The 16,152-nt window shown below is 62.1% G+C and carries 16 protein-coding genes; 10 read left to right on the forward strand and 6 right to left on the reverse strand.

Annotated elements, in window-relative coordinates; translation table 11 throughout:
* Window position 1: 1 nt before the first annotated feature.
* Together mqo and LLJ08_RS15670 are read right to left on the reverse strand one after the other, a co-directional pair.
* On the reverse strand, window positions 2-1,492 hold the full coding sequence (mqo, locus tag LLJ08_RS15665) for a malate dehydrogenase (quinone) (protein ID WP_256445874.1): 1,491 nt from the start codon (window positions 1,490-1,492) through the stop codon (window positions 2-4).
* 344 nt (window positions 1,493-1,836) lie between these two features.
* Window positions 1,837-2,124 carry a PA4642 family protein gene (locus LLJ08_RS15670; RefSeq protein ID WP_042928495.1) on the reverse strand — a complete coding sequence of 96 codons (288 nt, stop codon included), beginning with the start codon at window positions 2,122-2,124 and terminating at the stop codon, window positions 1,837-1,839.
* A 192-nt stretch (window positions 2,125-2,316) separates the two neighbouring features.
* On the opposite strand from LLJ08_RS15670, the gene dauA reads away from it, so the two are divergent.
* Window positions 2,317-4,047: a C4-dicarboxylic acid transporter DauA gene (dauA, locus tag LLJ08_RS15675; RefSeq protein ID WP_228207432.1), complete on the forward strand. Its 1,731-nt coding sequence runs from the start codon at window positions 2,317-2,319 to the stop codon at window positions 4,045-4,047.
* Between the two features lie 37 nt (window positions 4,048-4,084).
* Here the strand turns inward: dauA and LLJ08_RS15680 are convergent, their stop codons facing one another.
* Window positions 4,085-4,996 (reverse strand): SDR family oxidoreductase, encoded by a 912-nt coding sequence (locus tag LLJ08_RS15680; RefSeq protein ID WP_228207433.1) that lies wholly within the window; start codon window positions 4,994-4,996, stop codon window positions 4,085-4,087.
* A gap of 694 nt (window positions 4,997-5,690) precedes the next feature.
* Here LLJ08_RS15680 and LLJ08_RS15685 point away from each other — a divergent pair.
* The 9 genes from LLJ08_RS15685 to LLJ08_RS15725 all read left to right on the forward strand — a co-directional run bounded on the left by LLJ08_RS15685 (window position 5,691) and on the right by LLJ08_RS15725 (window position 12,517).
* Window positions 5,691-6,278: an LOG family protein gene (locus LLJ08_RS15685; protein WP_041014805.1), complete on the forward strand. Its 588-nt coding sequence runs from the start codon at window positions 5,691-5,693 to the stop codon at window positions 6,276-6,278.
* A 405-nt stretch (window positions 6,279-6,683) separates the two neighbouring features.
* Window positions 6,684-7,160: a DUF2726 domain-containing protein gene (locus tag LLJ08_RS15690; RefSeq protein ID WP_228207434.1), complete on the forward strand. Its 477-nt coding sequence runs from the start codon at window positions 6,684-6,686 to the stop codon at window positions 7,158-7,160.
* A gap of 118 nt (window positions 7,161-7,278) precedes the next feature.
* Entirely contained in the window at window positions 7,279-7,764 is a 486-nt protein-coding gene (locus tag LLJ08_RS15695; RefSeq protein WP_046617982.1) for an SgcJ/EcaC family oxidoreductase, read from the forward strand.
* 164 nt (window positions 7,765-7,928) lie between these two features.
* Window positions 7,929-8,951, forward strand: coding sequence for a DUF5924 family protein (locus LLJ08_RS15700; RefSeq protein WP_228207435.1), 1,023 nt, complete (start codon window positions 7,929-7,931; stop codon window positions 8,949-8,951).
* 57 nt (window positions 8,952-9,008) lie between these two features.
* Window positions 9,009-9,527: an MgtC/SapB family protein gene (locus LLJ08_RS15705; protein WP_014821328.1), complete on the forward strand. Its 519-nt coding sequence runs from the start codon at window positions 9,009-9,011 to the stop codon at window positions 9,525-9,527.
* A 32-nt stretch (window positions 9,528-9,559) separates the two neighbouring features.
* The gene (locus tag LLJ08_RS15710) at window positions 9,560-10,873 is read left to right on the forward strand and encodes a PQQ-dependent sugar dehydrogenase (RefSeq protein ID WP_228207436.1); all 1,314 of its coding nucleotides are present in this window, start codon (window positions 9,560-9,562) and stop codon (window positions 10,871-10,873) included.
* An 82-nt stretch (window positions 10,874-10,955) separates the two neighbouring features.
* Complete coding sequence (osmE, locus tag LLJ08_RS15715) at window positions 10,956-11,297, forward strand: osmotically-inducible lipoprotein OsmE (protein ID WP_042928487.1); 342 nt, start codon at window positions 10,956-10,958, stop codon at window positions 11,295-11,297.
* A gap of 66 nt (window positions 11,298-11,363) precedes the next feature.
* On the forward strand, window positions 11,364-11,762 hold the full coding sequence (locus LLJ08_RS15720; RefSeq protein WP_228207437.1) for a Rho termination factor N-terminal domain-containing protein: 399 nt from the start codon (window positions 11,364-11,366) through the stop codon (window positions 11,760-11,762).
* Window positions 11,763-11,983: 221 nt separating this feature from the next.
* Window positions 11,984-12,517, forward strand: coding sequence for a ferritin-like domain-containing protein (locus LLJ08_RS15725; RefSeq protein WP_228207438.1), 534 nt, complete (start codon window positions 11,984-11,986; stop codon window positions 12,515-12,517).
* A gap of 120 nt (window positions 12,518-12,637) precedes the next feature.
* On the opposite strand, the gene lpxC is transcribed toward LLJ08_RS15725, so the two are convergent.
* The 3 genes from lpxC to ftsA all read right to left on the reverse strand — a co-directional run bounded on the left by lpxC (window position 12,638) and on the right by ftsA (window position 16,149).
* Complete coding sequence (gene lpxC / locus LLJ08_RS15730) at window positions 12,638-13,549, reverse strand: UDP-3-O-acyl-N-acetylglucosamine deacetylase (protein ID WP_003302766.1); 912 nt, start codon at window positions 13,547-13,549, stop codon at window positions 12,638-12,640.
* 115 nt (window positions 13,550-13,664) lie between these two features.
* Window positions 13,665-14,852, reverse strand: a complete 1,188-nt coding sequence (ftsZ, locus tag LLJ08_RS15735; protein ID WP_042928484.1) for a cell division protein FtsZ — start codon at window positions 14,850-14,852, stop codon at window positions 13,665-13,667.
* A gap of 49 nt (window positions 14,853-14,901) precedes the next feature.
* Window positions 14,902-16,149: a cell division protein FtsA gene (ftsA, locus tag LLJ08_RS15740; RefSeq protein ID WP_041014813.1), complete on the reverse strand. Its 1,248-nt coding sequence runs from the start codon at window positions 16,147-16,149 to the stop codon at window positions 14,902-14,904.
* Between the last annotated feature and the right edge of the window lie 3 nt (window positions 16,150-16,152).

Below are 16,152 nucleotides of genomic sequence, written 5' to 3' on the forward strand. Positions count from 1 at the left end.
GTCAGTACTCCAGGCCCAGGCGCTTGTCGGCCATTTCGCTGATTTCGCGGTAGGCTGCTGCGTCGTTCTGCAGCGTGGTTTCGCGAGCCGGGAACATTTCCTGCAGCTTGCTGGACCAGGCCTGCGAACGGTACTGCTCGGGGAAGCAGCGCTCGAGCAGGTCGAGCATGATCGAGACGGTCACCGAAGCGCCCGGCGAAGCGCCGAGCAGCGCGGCGATGGTGCCGTCTTTCGCCGCGACCAGTTCGGTGCCGAACTGCAGGATGCCACCCTTCTTCGGGTCCTTCTTGATGATCTGCACGCGCTGGCCGGCGATCTCCAGACGCCAGTCCTCGGCCTTGGCCTCGGGATAGAAACCACGCAGGGTTTCCAGGCGGTCCTCCATGGACTGCATCACTTCCTTGATCAGGTAGCGGGTCAGGTCCATGTTGTCGCGTGCCACGGCCATCATCGGGCCGATGTTGCTCGGCCGAATCGACAGCGGCAGGTCCATGAACGAACCGCGCTTGAGGAACTTGGTGGTGAAGCCGGCGTAGGGCCCGAACAGCAGGGACTTCTTGCCGTCGACGACACGGGTGTCCAGGTGCGGTACGGACATCGGCGGCGCGCCGACTGCTGCCAGGCTGTAGACCTTGGCCTGGTGCTGCTTGACGATCTCCGGATTGTCGCAGCGCAGCCACTGACCGCTGACCGGGAAGCCGCCGAAGCCCTTGCCTTCGTCGATACCGGACATCTGCAGCAGCGGCAGCGCAGCGCCACCGGCGCCGAGGAAGACGAAGCCGGATTGCACCTGGCGCGATTCGCCGGTGCGAGTGTTCTTGATGTCGACTTTCCAGCCGCTGGCTGTACGGTCGAGACCGGTGACCTTCTGGTTGTAGGACACCTTGACCCCAGCACTGCGCGACAGATAGCCGAGCAGTTGGCTGGTCACCGCACCGAAATTGACGTCGGTACCGTTCATGGCGCGAGTTGCAGCGATAGGCTCGTCGGCGGCGCGGCCCGGCATCATCAGCGGCATCCACTCGGCCAGAGTCGCGCGATCCTCGCTGTACTCCATGTCAGCGAAGGCGTGATGGGTCTTCAGCGCATCGAAGCGACGCTTGAGATAGTCGATGTTCTTGCTGCCGCGCACGAAGCTCAGATGCGGAACAGCATTGATGAAATCACGCGGGGAACCGAAACCTTCACGTTCAGCGAGGTAGGCCCAGAACTGCTTGGAGACCTCGAACTGGGTGTTGATCAGCACGGCCTTCTTGATGTCGATTGCGCCATCTTTGCTGTCGGGCGTGTAGTTCAGCTCGCAGAGCCCGGCGTGACCGGTACCGGCATTGTTCCACGGGTTGGAGCTTTCGATGGCCCCGGATTCCTGCAGCTCGACGATTTCCAGCTTGATATTGGGATCGAGTTCCTTGAGCAGTACCGCGAGGGTCGCACTCATGATGCCGGCTCCCACCAGCACCATATCCACTGCTTCGCTATCGTGTTGCGTCATCAACGCGTTCTCCAGAATCACAGCATTAAACTGTCGAGACCGCAGTACGCGGCCCCGTAAAACCCACCAGCCAGACGGTCAGGAACGGAGCATGTGCCTGGACCGCTGCTCGGGAACATGTGCCCGAGAACAGGAAGCCAGAGGCTGCCTGCCAGCTGTCGGAAGGGCGGCTTTTGGCCTCCTTCCTCTCGCTGCGATCCATCCGGAGCGGGCCTGACCCAGTGCTCGACGGTGGACGCTGCGAGGAAAAACGATTGCGAATCATGTTGCCGAAGCCAGCCGCAACCTTCGCCGCTGGCAGCGGACTGTGCCGATGCATTCGATACGAAACGGCGGCCCTCAGTTCAGCCGCGCATAGCCTCGATCAGTTCGATATAGGGCCTTGCCTGACGCTGCTTGGCGACCAGATCGATAAAGCTCTGCCCTTTGCTATCCCGGGCATCGAGGTCATAGCCGGCGGCCACGAAGAAGCCGAGAAAGCGCTCGAAATCATCAATGCGCAGGCCGCGATAGGCCTTGATCAGCTTGTGCAGCGAAGGGGGGGTATCGTCAGCCGGTTCAGGCTGAAGAAACAGCTTGATCGACTCATCCGCGATCTCGTCGCCAATCACCTGCTTCTTGTCTTTACGCATGCCGCCTCCGGTCCACGGGGTCTCACGGGGGCGGCAGTTTACTCCTCGCAGGCGACGCACTCAACGCGCCAGGCCGGCTTGCGACCAAGGTCGTACATCGCCGCCTCGGTATACCGGGCGATCTTTCAGCACAAAGAACAAGAGCTGCCCGCGCCTATAATGGCGCCTTCGCCTACAAGGAGCGTCCCAGGCATGAAGCTTCCCCCACTGTTTGCCGCCTGGCACCAGGTCCTGCGTCTAGGCTACGGTGCCCGCGCGCTGCGCGGCGATATCAGCGCCGGACTGACGGTCGGCATCATCGCCATCCCGCTGGCCATGGCCCTGGCGATCGCCGTTGGCGTGGCGCCACAGCACGGCCTCTACACCGTACTGATCGCCGCGCCACTGATCGCGCTGACCGGGGGATCGCGCTTCAATGTCTCCGGGCCGACAGCGGCTTTCGTGGTGATCCTGTTGCCGATCACCCAGCAGTTCGGCCTTGGCGGCCTGCTGCTGTGCACCATGCTCGCCGGTCTGATCCTGATCGCACTGGGCCTGCTGCGCGCTGGACGCCTGATCGCATTCATCCCCTACCCTGTCACCCTCGGATTCACCGCGGGCATCGGCATCGTCATCGCCACCCTGCAGATCAAGGACCTGTTCGGCCTGACGCTGACCGAACAGCCACAGCACTACGTCGAGCAGGTCAGCCTGCTGCTGCGCTCGCTGCCGGGCGCCCGGCTCGGTGACGCGCTGGTGGCGGCGATCTGCCTCGCGGTGCTGATCATCTGGCCGCGCTGGGTACCGAAAGTACCCGGGCACCTAGTGGCACTGACCGTCGGTGCGCTGGCAGGTTTGCTGCTGGAATCGTCCGGATTGTCCGTGGCGACCCTTGGCGAGCGGTTCAGCTACACCCTGGACGGCATCACCCATCCGGGTATTCCACCGTTTCTCCCAGATTTCGCCTGGCCCTGGCTGCTACCCGGTCCGGATGGCCAGCCGCTGCAGCTGAGTTACGAGCTGTTCCGCGAATTGCTCGCGCCGGCGTTTGCCATCGCCATGCTCGGCGCCATCGAGTCGCTGCTTTGCGCCGTGGTCGCCGACGGCATGACCGGCAGCAACCACGAGCCCAACGGCGAGCTGATCGGCCAGGGGCTGGGCAATCTGGTCGCCCCGCTGTTCGGCGGCATCACCGCGACCGCAGCGATCGCCCGCAGCGCCACGAATGTCCGGGCCGGGGCGTTCTCGCCGCTGGCAGCAATGATTCATGCGGGTGTGGTGCTGGTCGCAGTGCTCTGGCTGGCGCCGCTGTTCAGCTATCTGCCGATGGCAGCCCTTGCAGCCTTGCTGGTGATGGTGGCGTGGAACATGAGCGAAGCGCCGCACGTGCTGCACGTATTGCGCATTGCACCGCGCAGCGATGTGCTGGTGCTGCTGACCTGCCTGACACTCACCGTGCTATTCGACATGGTGCTGGCCGTCGGGGTCGGGCTGCTGCTGGCAGCCGGGCTGTTCATAAAGCGCATGAGCGAGCTGACCGACACCACCACTCTCTCGCGCGAGCAACGGCGCATCCTCCAGGACATGCCCGAGCACGTGGCGACCTACGCGATCCGTGGGCCGCTGTTCTTCGGCGCGGCGGAAAAGGCGCTGGGCGCCCTGCGGCGCTTCAATCCCGAGGTGAAGGTGGTGATCGTCGACATCAGCGCAGTGCCGATGCTGGACATGACCGCGCTGGCATCGCTGGAAAACGTGCTGGTGGATTACCGCCGACTGGGGGTCACGCTGATCCTGAGCGGCAGCAATGCGCGCGTCCGCCTGAAATTGCGCCGCGCCGGCATTCACCGCCTGCAGGGGCATCTGCTGTATGTGCGCAACCTGAGTCAGGCCCGCGAGAAAGCACTACGCCTGTTGCGCCCGGAGCCGGGCGAGGCCCCCGTCTGAATGCGCTCCCGGATTGCCCGGCAGCGCAAGCCATAGGTCAGCCTGCGTATTGTTGCAGGTTGGCCATCATCTCCTTCAACGCTTCCATGTTGTCAGCCGGGTGCGCCGCGTTCTCGAAATTACAGATCTGCTGCCACTGCGCGGCGACATCCTCGGCATCGAAACCGGCCTTCGGATCGAAACCGACGCCGAGACTGCGCTCCCAGCGCACCTTGCCCATCCAGCCGCCACCCACCTCGAACAGGCCGGAGGTTTCCTGGCACTGCTCGCTAGCCAGATACACCACCAGCGGACTCACCAGTTCGGGTTTGAGCTGCTCGAACACCTGCGGCGGAATCAGCCCCTCGGTCATCCGCGTACCGCCGGTGGGCGCGATGGCGTTGACCAGCACGTTGTTCTTGCGCCCTTCCAGCGCCAGCGTGCGGGTCAGGCCGTACAGACCGAGCTTGGCCATGCCGTAGTTCGACTGCCCGAAGTTGCCATAGATGCCAGAGGTCGAAGCTGTGAAGATCACCCTCCCGTAGTTCTGTTCGCGCATGTGCGGCCAGGCGGCACGGGTGACCTTGTAGGCGCCCTCGACATGCACCCGATAGACCAGATCCCAGTCGGCGTCTTCCATCTTGTGGAAGGTCTTGTCGCGCAGGATGCCGGCGTTGTTCACCACCACATCGATGCGGCCGAAGGAATCGAGGGCCTGCTGCACGATGCGATCGCCATCGGTTACTGAATCATGATTGGCGACAGCGGTACCGCCCGCCTGGCGAATTTCCTCCACCACTCGGTCGGCGGCGGAGCTGTTGGCTCCATCGCCCTGAGTGCTGCCGCCCAGATCGTTAACCACGACCTTCGCACCGTGGCGGGCGAACAGCAACGCGTGCGCCCGCCCGAGCCCGCCGCCGGCTCCGGTCACGATCACTACCTTGTCTTCGAAGCGGATGGCATCAGTCATGCGTACTCCCTCAGCGGTCTTGGATGAATTCAGGAGCGCCGAGTGTCGATCAGGCGCCGGGACCCGACAACCAACCGCCCGGAAATGAATGCCAGTGCATAAGAGTCGAGGATGGGCTGCTCCGACGCCAATGTTCTGGACGTTTTTTATTCATACCGCCGACAGCCGTGCCATCACTGGCCCGGCGGCGTATTTGCCCAAACAACTCACAGCGTTATCCACAGCCATCGTGGATAACTGAGGCGATCACTACCATTGTGAAACGGCACCGCACACATTGCCTATGAACGTGCGAGGCCTTCTGTTATGCGGTCTGTGGTCGCATCAAGCGGGACTGAGCAAAAAACGCACATACTGCTGGAAGTCCCGCGCCGCTTCGCCTGGAGCAGACCTTCCCAAGGTTATCCACAGAACCGCACACAACTATCGGGGATAAATGAAGCGGCAAATAGCGCAAGTGCTATCACGGCAATGTCGAGAATCTAAGAGCGCCGGGAGCGCCCTGTTCTTAGCATGAGTGCATCAACCGACGGAGAGATCGTCCATGTCCAGTCGCAATCTGCTCGAGAGCCTGTTTGCCAATTACGCGTGCGCCAGCGGAGGTGCATTGAACGGCCGCTGACATCGCCCAGCACGCTTGGCCGTTCGTCCATGCCCGCGTACCCTTCCGCCAGCCCTAAGAGCGGAGTTAACGATGACCTTGCGTTCCATTTGCGTTTTCTGCGGCGCCAGCCGTGGTTCGAACCCCATCTATGAACAAGCAGCCCAGGATCTCGGCCGCACCCTCGCGGCCAACGGCATCCGGCTGATCTACGGCGGCGGCGCCGTCGGCCTGATGGGGGTCGTGGCAGACGCCACCATGGCTGCCGGCGGCGAGGTGATCGGCATCATTCCGCAGAGCCTGAAAGATGCCGAGGTCGGCCACACCGGCCTCACTCGGCTGGAAGTGGTCGACGGCATGCACGCCCGCAAGGCGCGGATGGCAGAGCTCGCGGATGCCTTCATCGCTTTACCTGGCGGGCTGGGTACGCTGGAGGAGCTTTTCGAGGTCTGGACCTGGGGTCAGCTTGGCTATCACCCCAAACCGCTCGGGTTGCTGGACGTCAACCACTTCTACAGCAAGCTCAGTCATTTCCTCGATCACCTCGTCGAAGAGGGATTCGTCCGCTCCCAGCACCGCGAGATGTTGCAACGTAGTGACGAGTCGCAGGCGCTCATAGAGTTGCTGGATGCCTGGCAACCGCCTACTCATAGTCGCTGGGCCAAAAATTCGCCGCTGTGATCTGGCTGAATCCAGCTGATCAAATTTCACCCTCCTAGCTGTAGCCCACGCATCAAGCGGGCCGCAGCTCTGCCTCCCCATGTTATCCACATGCGCATCCACAGCAAAAGTGGATAAGCGCTCGCTTCGACCTGTTGTGTTACGCATGTGCGGGCAATACGACGTTTTAGAAGCCTTGAACCTGCGAACGTACAATTTTCGATCAATAGGCTCGATCGCTAGTGCCGCTAGGGCTGTAGCAAGCAGCTAAATGGTTATCCACAATTCGGCCCACAGCTGTAGTGGATAAGGTAGCCGAACGAATCGAACGCGCTGGACTCAACAAAAGCATCGCTCGTCTAATTCCTAGGCTTACACCATGGGTGCATCAACAAGGCTTCAATCGCTGCATCAGGGCAGACGTCCATGAGCTGGCTGGCCCTGACACTGGTGGCGTTCGTCATCTTCGTGCTGGTCTTCTTCGTCAAGAACCGGCAGCTCAACCATCCCGCGCTGCAATATCCCTATCGCCTCAAGGCGCCACTGTTCTCGCCAGCGGAACGCGAGCTGCTGGAAATGCTGCAACGCACGGTCGGCGAGCGCTATCTGATCTTCCCCAAGGTAAGCGTCGCCGACGTTGTGGAAGTCACCGCCATCGCCCGACGGGCGTACTGGTACCGCGCCACCAACCGCATCGCGGCCACGCGCTTCGATTTCGTGCTGTGCGACAGGGCCGATCTGAAGCCGGTCTGCGTCATCAACCTGCACGACCCTGACACCGATGAGGAATTCATGGCTCGACTGTGCGAGACCATCGGGTTACCGCAGGTCCGCCTGCCAGCGGATGCAGCGCGCTCCTATAGCGATGTCCGGGAAGCCATCGAGTCAGCGCTGCAGCCCTGATCGACCGCTGGCGGGAATGAGCGCAGCAGCGGACGGTCACAAGTCTGCATGACGTATCCATGCTGTGCAGTACCGCTGCGGAGACATCCGCAATCGACCACCGGCTACGAGTGACACTATGAAATACGCCCTCCCCCTGCTCCTTTCCCTCGCCCCGCTGGCTGCGCTGGCGGACGACCCGACCTGTCATGGCACCAACGAAGCGCAGGTCGCCGCGCTTTTCGATCGCTGGAACGACGATGTGCAATCAGGCGACCCGAAACGCGTGGTGGAAAACTACGCACCTGACTCGATGCTGCTGCCTACCGTGTCCAACACGCCGCGGCAGACGGCGGAAGCCAAGCTCGACTACTTCGAGCACTTTCTGGCGCTGAAACCGAAGGGCGAAATTGTCTCGCGAATGATCATGATCGACTGCAACAGCGCGCTCGATACCGGGCTCTACAGCTTCAAGCTGGGCGACGGCAAGACGGTGCCGGCGCGTTATACCTTTACCTACAAGTGGTTCGCCGACGCCGGACAGTGGCTGATCACCAGTCACCACTCATCGGCGATGCCAGAGCAGCCCGAGGCGGTACAGCAGGTGATCGAAGAGAGCGACTGATCGTCCTGCGAAATACGCCAAATAGGGGCGCCTGGCCACACCAGCGGGGCGCGCCCGCTGTACCATCCGCCCTCGACAAGCGAAGGGTCTCGACCGCGGGCTTGCACCAGCCCGCCTGTGCTCGATACTTCTGATAAGCACGCCGTATCCGGACCCGAACCATCATGCAACTCAAGCCGCTGTTATCACGCCTGTTCGACCTGGCTAGCCGCCTGATTCGGCGCTATCCGGGTACGGTTGCGCTGTTCGGCTTCGTTTCCGGGGTGGCGAGTTTCGTTCTGGTGGAACGCCACGCCGGCCTGGCCAAGGTGGTCGCCCTGGTGATGCTGGTGAGCTGGCTCTGGCTGGTACTGGAATCGAGCCTGCGGCGCAGCCTGCAGAGCTGGTTCGGCTGGCAGGTGCCAAGACCGCTGCTGCGCTATGCAACCCAGATGGTGCATCAGGAAAGCCTGTTCTTCATCATTCCGTTCTTTGCCATCACCACCACCTGGAACAGTGGGCAAGCCCTGTTCACCGGCCTGCTTGGCGCCGCCGCGCTCGTTTCGCTGATCGATCCGCTGTACTACAAATGGCTGGCACCGCGGCGCTGGGTCTATCTGGGATTCCACGCGCTGACGCTGTTCGCCGTCCTGCTGACCGCGTTGCCGATCATCCTTCATCTGTCCACCCCGCAGAGTTATCAGCTGGCGCTGGGCGTCGCAGTATTGCTGGCCCTGCCGAGCCTCAGCGGACTGTTTCCCCGCTCGAACTGGCGCACGTGGCCCGGCATCCTGTTGCTGGCGGTGGCGCTGGGTGCCGCAGGTTGGCTGGGACGGACCTGGGTGCCCCCGGCAACCCTGTGGCTGACCGATGTCGCCGTGACCATGAGCCTCGATGATCGGCAACGCAAACCCGGTAAGGGACTGCGCGAAATCACCAGCGCAGAACTGCACGCAAATGGCCTCTACGCCTATGCCGCCATCAACGCACCGCGCGGCCTGAAGGAGCGCATCTTCCACGAGTGGACCCACAACGGCCGGCGCGTCGACCGTATCGCCCTGGAGATCAGCGGCGGACGCGAAGCCGGTTATCGCGCATGGACCCACAAGCGCAACTTCCCGGAACAATCATCGGGCCGCTGGCGAGTACGTGTCGTTACCGAAGCAGGCCAGATGATCGGCATGCTGCGTTTCCAGGTCACCGATTAGCGAACCCCCCGCCGCCTCGCGTATCCAAATCAGAACCAGCCTGGCTTGGAGAAGGACATGGAGTGGTGGGCGAGCATCTCCTACACCATCGCGTCGGAGTTCTCCGACATCACCGACCTGGAGGACGCGACCCGCGTCAGTAGCCGTCTGCTGATCGCGTCGATTCTCGGCGGCCTGCTCGGCTATGAACGCGAGCGCCGACGCAAGGCCGCTGGCTTGCGCACCCATATGCTGGTCGCGCTTGGTGCAGCGTTGTTCGTACTGGTGCCGGTGCAGGCGGGCATGAGCCTCGAGGACATTTCCCGGGTGATTCAGGGCCTGGTTACCGGTATTGGCTTTCTCGGAGCCGGGACTATCCTCAAGGGCGACTCCGCGGAAGACGTCAAGGGCCTGACCACCGCCGCGGGCATCTGGCTTACGGCCGCGATCGGTGTCGCCGTCGGCCTCGGGCATGAAGCAACGGCCGTAATGAGCACGCTGTTGGCGCTGGCGATCTTTGCTTTGATGCCACGGCTGGAGCGGCATACTGCCCTGCGTGCCGCGCGCAAGCGTCGCCACCCGGACCAGCCGCGCTAACGAACGGCACTCCACTGCCCAAGGATTTCGCCATGTCCAACTTCCGTATTCTTCTGACCGGCGCCGTTCTGGCTGCTCTGGCAGGTTGCAGCGAAACGGCCAAGCTTCCGGTGGAATCCGGATACGGCCCGAAACCGGCGCTGCCAGAGCCGAACAAGACAGTCCTGCCCACGGTGCACATCGCCCCCGCCAAAGGCTGGCCGCAAGATGGCAAACCGCAGGCGGCGGCCGGTCTGCGCGTGGCGGCATTCGCCCGTGACCTGGACCATCCCCGCTGGCTCCATGTGCTGCCCAATGGCGATGTGCTGGTGGCGGAATCGGACGCACCGCCGAAGCAACAGAGCCAGGGACTGCGCGGCTGGATTGCCAGCAAGATCATGGCCCGCGCTGGCTCCGGAGGCCCCAGCGCCAACCGCATCACACTGCTGCGCGATCGTGACGGCGATGGCGTGGCGGAACAGCGCACGGTGTTTCTGGAAAACCTTAACTCCCCGTTCGGTATGGCGTTGGTAGGCAACCACTTCTACGTCGCCAACACGGACGCGCTGCTGCGCTTTCCCTATACGCCCGGCACCACCCGTATCACTGCGAACGGCGAGAAGGTCGTGGACCTACCCGCTGGGCCGATCAATCACCACTGGACCAAGAACGTCATTGCCAGCCAGGACGGCAGCCGCCTCTATGTCACCAGCGGCTCCAACAGCAACGTGGCGGAGAACGGCATGCAGGCCGAAGAGAACCGCGCAGCGATTCTCGAGGTGGATCCGCAAGCCAGGAGCATGCGTCTGTTCGCTTCAGGCCTGCGCAACCCCAATGGCCTAGCCTGGCAACCGGACAGCGGAGCGCTATGGACCACCGTCAACGAGCGCGACGAGATCGGCAGCGACCTGGTGCCGGACTACATGACCTCGGTGAAGGACGGCGGATTCTACGGGTGGCCCTACAGCTACTTCGGCCAGCACATCGACGAGCGCGTGCAGCCCCTGCGGCCGGATCTGGTCGAGCGTGCCATTGTCCCGGACTATGCACTGGGCGCGCATACTGCCTCGCTCGGCCTGGCCTTCTACGAAGGCACGCTGCTGCCGCAGCACTACCGCCACGGCGCGTTCGTTGGTCAGCACGGCTCCTGGAACCGCAAGCCGCGCAGTGGCTATAAGGTGGTTTTCATACCGTTCCGCAACGGCATGCCGGCTGGGCAGGCAGAGGATGTGCTGACCGGCTTCGTCAACGAGGCAGGAGAGGCAATGGGTCGCCCGGTAGGCGTCGCGGTGGACAAGACCGGGGCCGTGCTGGTGGCCGACGATGTCGGCAACGTGGTCTGGCGCGTCACCCCTGATGACCGTTGATACCGTCGCCCGCTGATCCGTTGAACCTTGCCGGACGCCGTATGGCCATAAAGGTAACGTCCATACGCAACGAGGCACTCCCATGATCAAGCGCGCCATCTACATCTTCGCCCCTGTCGTGCTGCTCGCCGGCTGTTCCGGCAATGTGCAGAACCCGGTAGACCGCATCACCTTCCGTGACGAGCCACTGGTACGCGATGTGGAGACCGGCATGTCTCAGGAGCAGGTACTGGCCATCGGTGGCGAGCCCTCGAAGGCCGCAGCTCGCACTGTAGTGCCTGGCATCTGCCACGATTACATCCTCAATCGCGATGGCCATCAGCAACCTTATTACGTCAGTTTCGATGGTTCCGGCCGCGTGGACGGCCAGGGCTTCCTGACCTGCGATCAGCTTGAGGAAAACCAGCGCAAACTGCATCGCTGACCACCGGGCACAGGCGCGAGCGCGCTTCGGGTCTGTGCATTCAACGCTCCCTTGAAGGAGACCAGCATGCCTCGTGGAGAAAAAACCAAGTACACCGACAAGCAGCAACGCAAGGCCGAGCACATTGAGGAAAGCTACGAGAAGCGTGGCGTCCCTGAGGACGAGGCCGAAGCGCGCGCATGGGCGACGGTCAACAAGCAATCCGGCGGCGGCGAACACAAAGGGGGCTCGGGCAGGAGCAAGAGCGAGACCACCAAGCGGGCTGAGCGCAAGGACTCGGCCCACCGCGCAGCCGATGCCCGCCAGGGCAAATCACCAAACAATGGTTCGGCACGAAGCTCGATGTCGACCAACACGGCGCTTGCCGACATGACCCGCGACCAGCTCATGGAAAAGGCCCGCGAGCGGGACATTCGTGGCCGCTCGAAGATGCGCAAGAACGAACTGCTACGGGCGCTGAGCTGAGGACTGAGGGCATGCCGATGATTGACCAAACCGCTCCGAAAGAGGGCAATCCCAAGCGCGAGGACCCAGGCGACCCTGTGCCGATTGATGAGCCGGGTGAGCCTGAGCCGGCGCCCGCACCGCCGGACGAGCCCCACCGCTAAACTTTTCGCCAGCATCCTGTTCTCAAACTGGGAACCGTGAATCACCGCGTCCGCGGTGAACCAGACCAGGAGATGGCGATGAGCTATGTACAATTGAGCGATAAACAGAGCCTGCGCGAGCGGGCTCGTCAACATGTCGAGAATGGCGCCGTCACCGAGAGTTACTCGGCCGATCGCGAAGTCGTGATCAACCTGCTGAACGAAGCGCTGGCGACCGAACTGGTGTGCTATCTGCGCTACAAGCGCCACTACTACATGGCCACTGGGCTGAAATCCAGCGCCGCCGCGGACGAGTTTCTCGAGCATGCCAATGAGGAACAGGAACACGCCGATCGGCTGGCCGAGCGCATCGTACAACTGGGTGGCGCACCGGACTTCAACCCGGACGGCCTGACGGAGCGCGCCCACGCGCAGTACGCCGAAGGCAACGGCCTGCGCGACATGGTTTTCGAGAACCTGGTGGCCGAACGCATCGCCATCGACAGTTATCGGGAAATCGTCCAGTACATCGGCGACAAGGACCCGACCACCCGCCGCATCTTCGAGGACATCCTCGCCCAGGAGGAAGAGCATGCCGACGACCTGGCTGGCTTGCTGGACGACATGAACTAGCTCAGCACGCGCTAGCGGCGCCTCGCTGAATCCGTCGATACGACGTTTCCACCAGCGTTCAGCGAACCATAAAAAAAGGCCACCCTAGGGTGGCCTTGAATATAGGAAGAGAGGTACAGCTTAGCCGGCTGCCACCGGACGCATGTAGGAGATCGGTGCGGTCTGCGGGTCATCGAAGGTCACCAGTTCCCACGCATCCTTTTGTTCCATCAGGGTGCGCAGCAAACGGTTGTTCAACGCGTGGCCGGATTTATAGCCGCGGAATTCGCCGATCAGACTGGTGCCCAGCAAGTACAGATCACCAATGGCATCGAGAATCTTGTGCTTCACGAATTCGTCCTCGTAACGCAGGCCGTCTTCGTTGAGCACACTGGTTTCGTCCACCACGATTGCGTTCTCAACGCTGCCGCCAAGCGCCAGGTTGTGCGAGCGCAGGAACTCGATGTCGCGCATGAACCCGAAGGTACGTGCACGGCTGACTTCCTTGACGAAGGAAGTGCTCGAGAAATCCACACTGGCAGTCTGGGTACGGCCCTTGAAAACCGGATGGTCGAAATCAATCTCGAAACTCACCTTGAAGCCGTCGAAAGGCAGGAAAGTAGCGCGCTTGTCACCTTCCTCGACTGTCACTTCACGCTTGATGCGGATGAACTTCTTGTGGGCGTCCTGCTCCTGCAGGCCGGCGGATTGAATCAGGAATACGAAAGGTCCAGCGCTACCATCCATGATCGGCACTTCCGACGCTGAGAGTTCGACGTAGGCGTTGTCGATCCCCAGGCCAGCCATTGCCGACAGCAGATGCTCCACTGTGTCGACCTTGACGTCACCGTTGACCAATGTCGTGGACATGGTGGTTTCGCCAACGTTCTCGGCCCGCGCAGGAATCTCCACAGGCGGGTTGAGGTCGGTGCGACAGAACACGATTCCGGTATCCACCGGTGCCGGTTTCAGGGTGAGATAAACCTTCTCTCCCGAATGCAAGCCGACGCCGGTGGCGCGAATGATGTTCTTCAGGGTGCGTTGTCTGATCATGGCCTTTTGCTTCGCTTTAGCGCTAGTTGCGAATAGTTTTCAACAATTAGCGGCGATAATAGCAGAAGCCAACTTTGCTGAACACCAATCACAACGATACTCCTGATAAATCCAATCAATCGGCCTGACGACGCAGAAACGCGGGAATGTCCAGATAATCCAGATCTTCCTGCGGATTCAGCTTGGCTGCGGTGGCAGCTGCATGCGCCTGATTACGCATCACGGTCGGACGCTCCAGGTCACGATAATTGACCGCGGCCTGCTCATGCTGACGCGATGCCGGAGCGGCGGAAGCGGCAACAGAGGTCTGCACGGTGTTGTCGACGACCTTGACCGGCTTTTCATTGCGCGGACCGAGCCCGGTAGCGACCACGGTGACATGCAGCTCGTCGGCCATATCCGGATCGATCACGGCGCCAACCTTGACTGTGGCCTCATCGGACGCGAAGGCCTCGATGATTTCGCCCACGGCAGCGTACTCGCCGAGCGAAAGGTCCAGACCAGCAGTGATGTTGACCAGAATGCCACGTGCGCCCTGCAGGTTGACGTCTTCCAGCAGCGGGTTGCGAATGGCAGCCTCGGTGGCTTCGCGAGCACGGTTCGGGCCGGTGGCGCAACCAGTGCCCATCATCGCCATACCCATCTCGCCCATGACCGTCTTGACGTCGGCGAAGTCGACGTTCATCAGGCCCGGACGCTGCATGATGTCGGAGATGCCACGGACCGCACCGGCCAGTACGTCGTCAGCCTTGGCGAAAGCGGCCAGCAGGCTGGCGTCCTTGCCGAGGATGGTCAGCAGCTTCTCGTTGGGGATAGTGATCAGCGAATCGACGCAATCGGACAGCGCGCGGATACCTTCGTCGGCCACCTGCATGCGACGACGGCCCTCGAAGGGGAACGGACGAGTGACCACGGCGACGGTAAGGATGCCCATTTCCTTGGCTACCGAAGCGATGATCGGCGCAGCGCCGGTACCGGTGCCGCCGCCCATGCCGGTGGTGATGAACACCATGTCCGCACCTTCCAGTACTTCGGCGATGCGCTCACGATCTTCCATCGCCGCCTGGCGACCGATGTCCGGATTGGTACCGGCACCCAGACCTTTTGTGATGGCCGAGCCGAGCTGCAGCACGGTGCGTGCTTCAACTTTCTTCAGCGCCTGGGCGTCAGTGTTGGCGCAGATGAATTCGACGCCTTCGACGTTATTGCGAACCATGTGGTTCACGGCATTGCCGCCACCGCCACCGACACCGATGACCTTGATGACTGCACTTTGCGGGGTATGATCTACGAGTTCGAACATTTCCCTCTCTCCTTCCAGCTTTCTAGTTTTGGTTGTTACAGCGCACTGCTTAAAAATTGCCCTGGATCCAGCCCTTGAGCCGGTCCAGAACAGACGTCTTTGGTTCGTCGGCGAAACTGCCGATGCCAGACACGGGAATGCCGTCGGCCTGCTTTTGCAGTCCGTACAGCAACAGGCCCACGCCCGTTGAATAGATGGGGTTGCGTACTACGTCGCTCAGTCCCTTGACGCTGTGCGGCACGCCCAGGCGCACCGGCATGTGAAAGATTTCCTCGGCCAGGTCGACGGCTCCTTCCATCTTCGCTGTACCGCCTGTGAGAACGATCCCGGCCGGGATCAGATCCTCGTATCCGCTACGACGCAGCTCGGCCTGGATCAGGGTGAACAGCTCGTCATAGCGCGGCTCGACCACCTCTGCCAGAGCCTGCCGCGAGAGTTCGCGCGGTGGGCGATCGCCGACGCTGGGAACCTTGATGGTCTCGCCTGCACCGGCCAGCTTGGCCAACGCGCAAGCATAACGAATCTTGATCTCTTCGGCATACTGGGTCGGCGTGCGCAATGCCATGGCGATGTCGTTGGTGACCTGATCGCCGGCGATCGGGATGACCGCGGTATGACGAATCGCGCCTTCGGTGAAAATGCAGATGTCGGTGGTGCCGCCGCCGATGTCCACCAGGCAGACGCCCAGCTCCTTTTCATCGTCGGTCAGTACCGCGTGTGCAGAGGCCAGTTGCTCCAGGATGATGTCATCCACTTCCAGGCCGCAGCGACGCACGCACTTCTCGACATTCTGCGCCGCATTCACCGCGCAGGTGACCACATGGACCTTGGCCTCAAGGCGCACGCCGGACATGCCCAGCGGTTCGCGCACACCTTCCTGGTTGTCGATCACGTAATCCTGCGGCAGCGTGTGCAGCACGCGCTGGTCCGCCGGAATGGCCACAGCCTGGGCGGCGTCAAGTACCCGCTCCAGGTCCGCGGCGCTGACTTCACGGTCGCGGATCGCGACGATGCCATGGGAGTTCAGGCTGCGAATGTGGTTGCCCGCCAGGCCGACGAAGGCCGAATGGATGCGGCAGCCAGCCATCAGCTGAGCTTCTTCGATAGCGCGCTGAACCGACTGCACGGTGGATTCGATATTGACCACCACGCCCTTCTTCAACCCGCGCGAAGGATGGGTACCGATCCCCACGATTTCCAGCTCACCATCGGCGGTCACCTCACCTACCAGCGCCACCACCTTGGAGGTGCCGATGTCCAGGCCGACGATCATCTTGCCGCTTTGCACGCTCGACATGTG

Origin of the sequence: Stutzerimonas chloritidismutans (assembly GCF_020783375.1) — a bacterium.
Lineage (GTDB): Bacteria > Pseudomonadota > Gammaproteobacteria > Pseudomonadales > Pseudomonadaceae > Stutzerimonas > Stutzerimonas kunmingensis.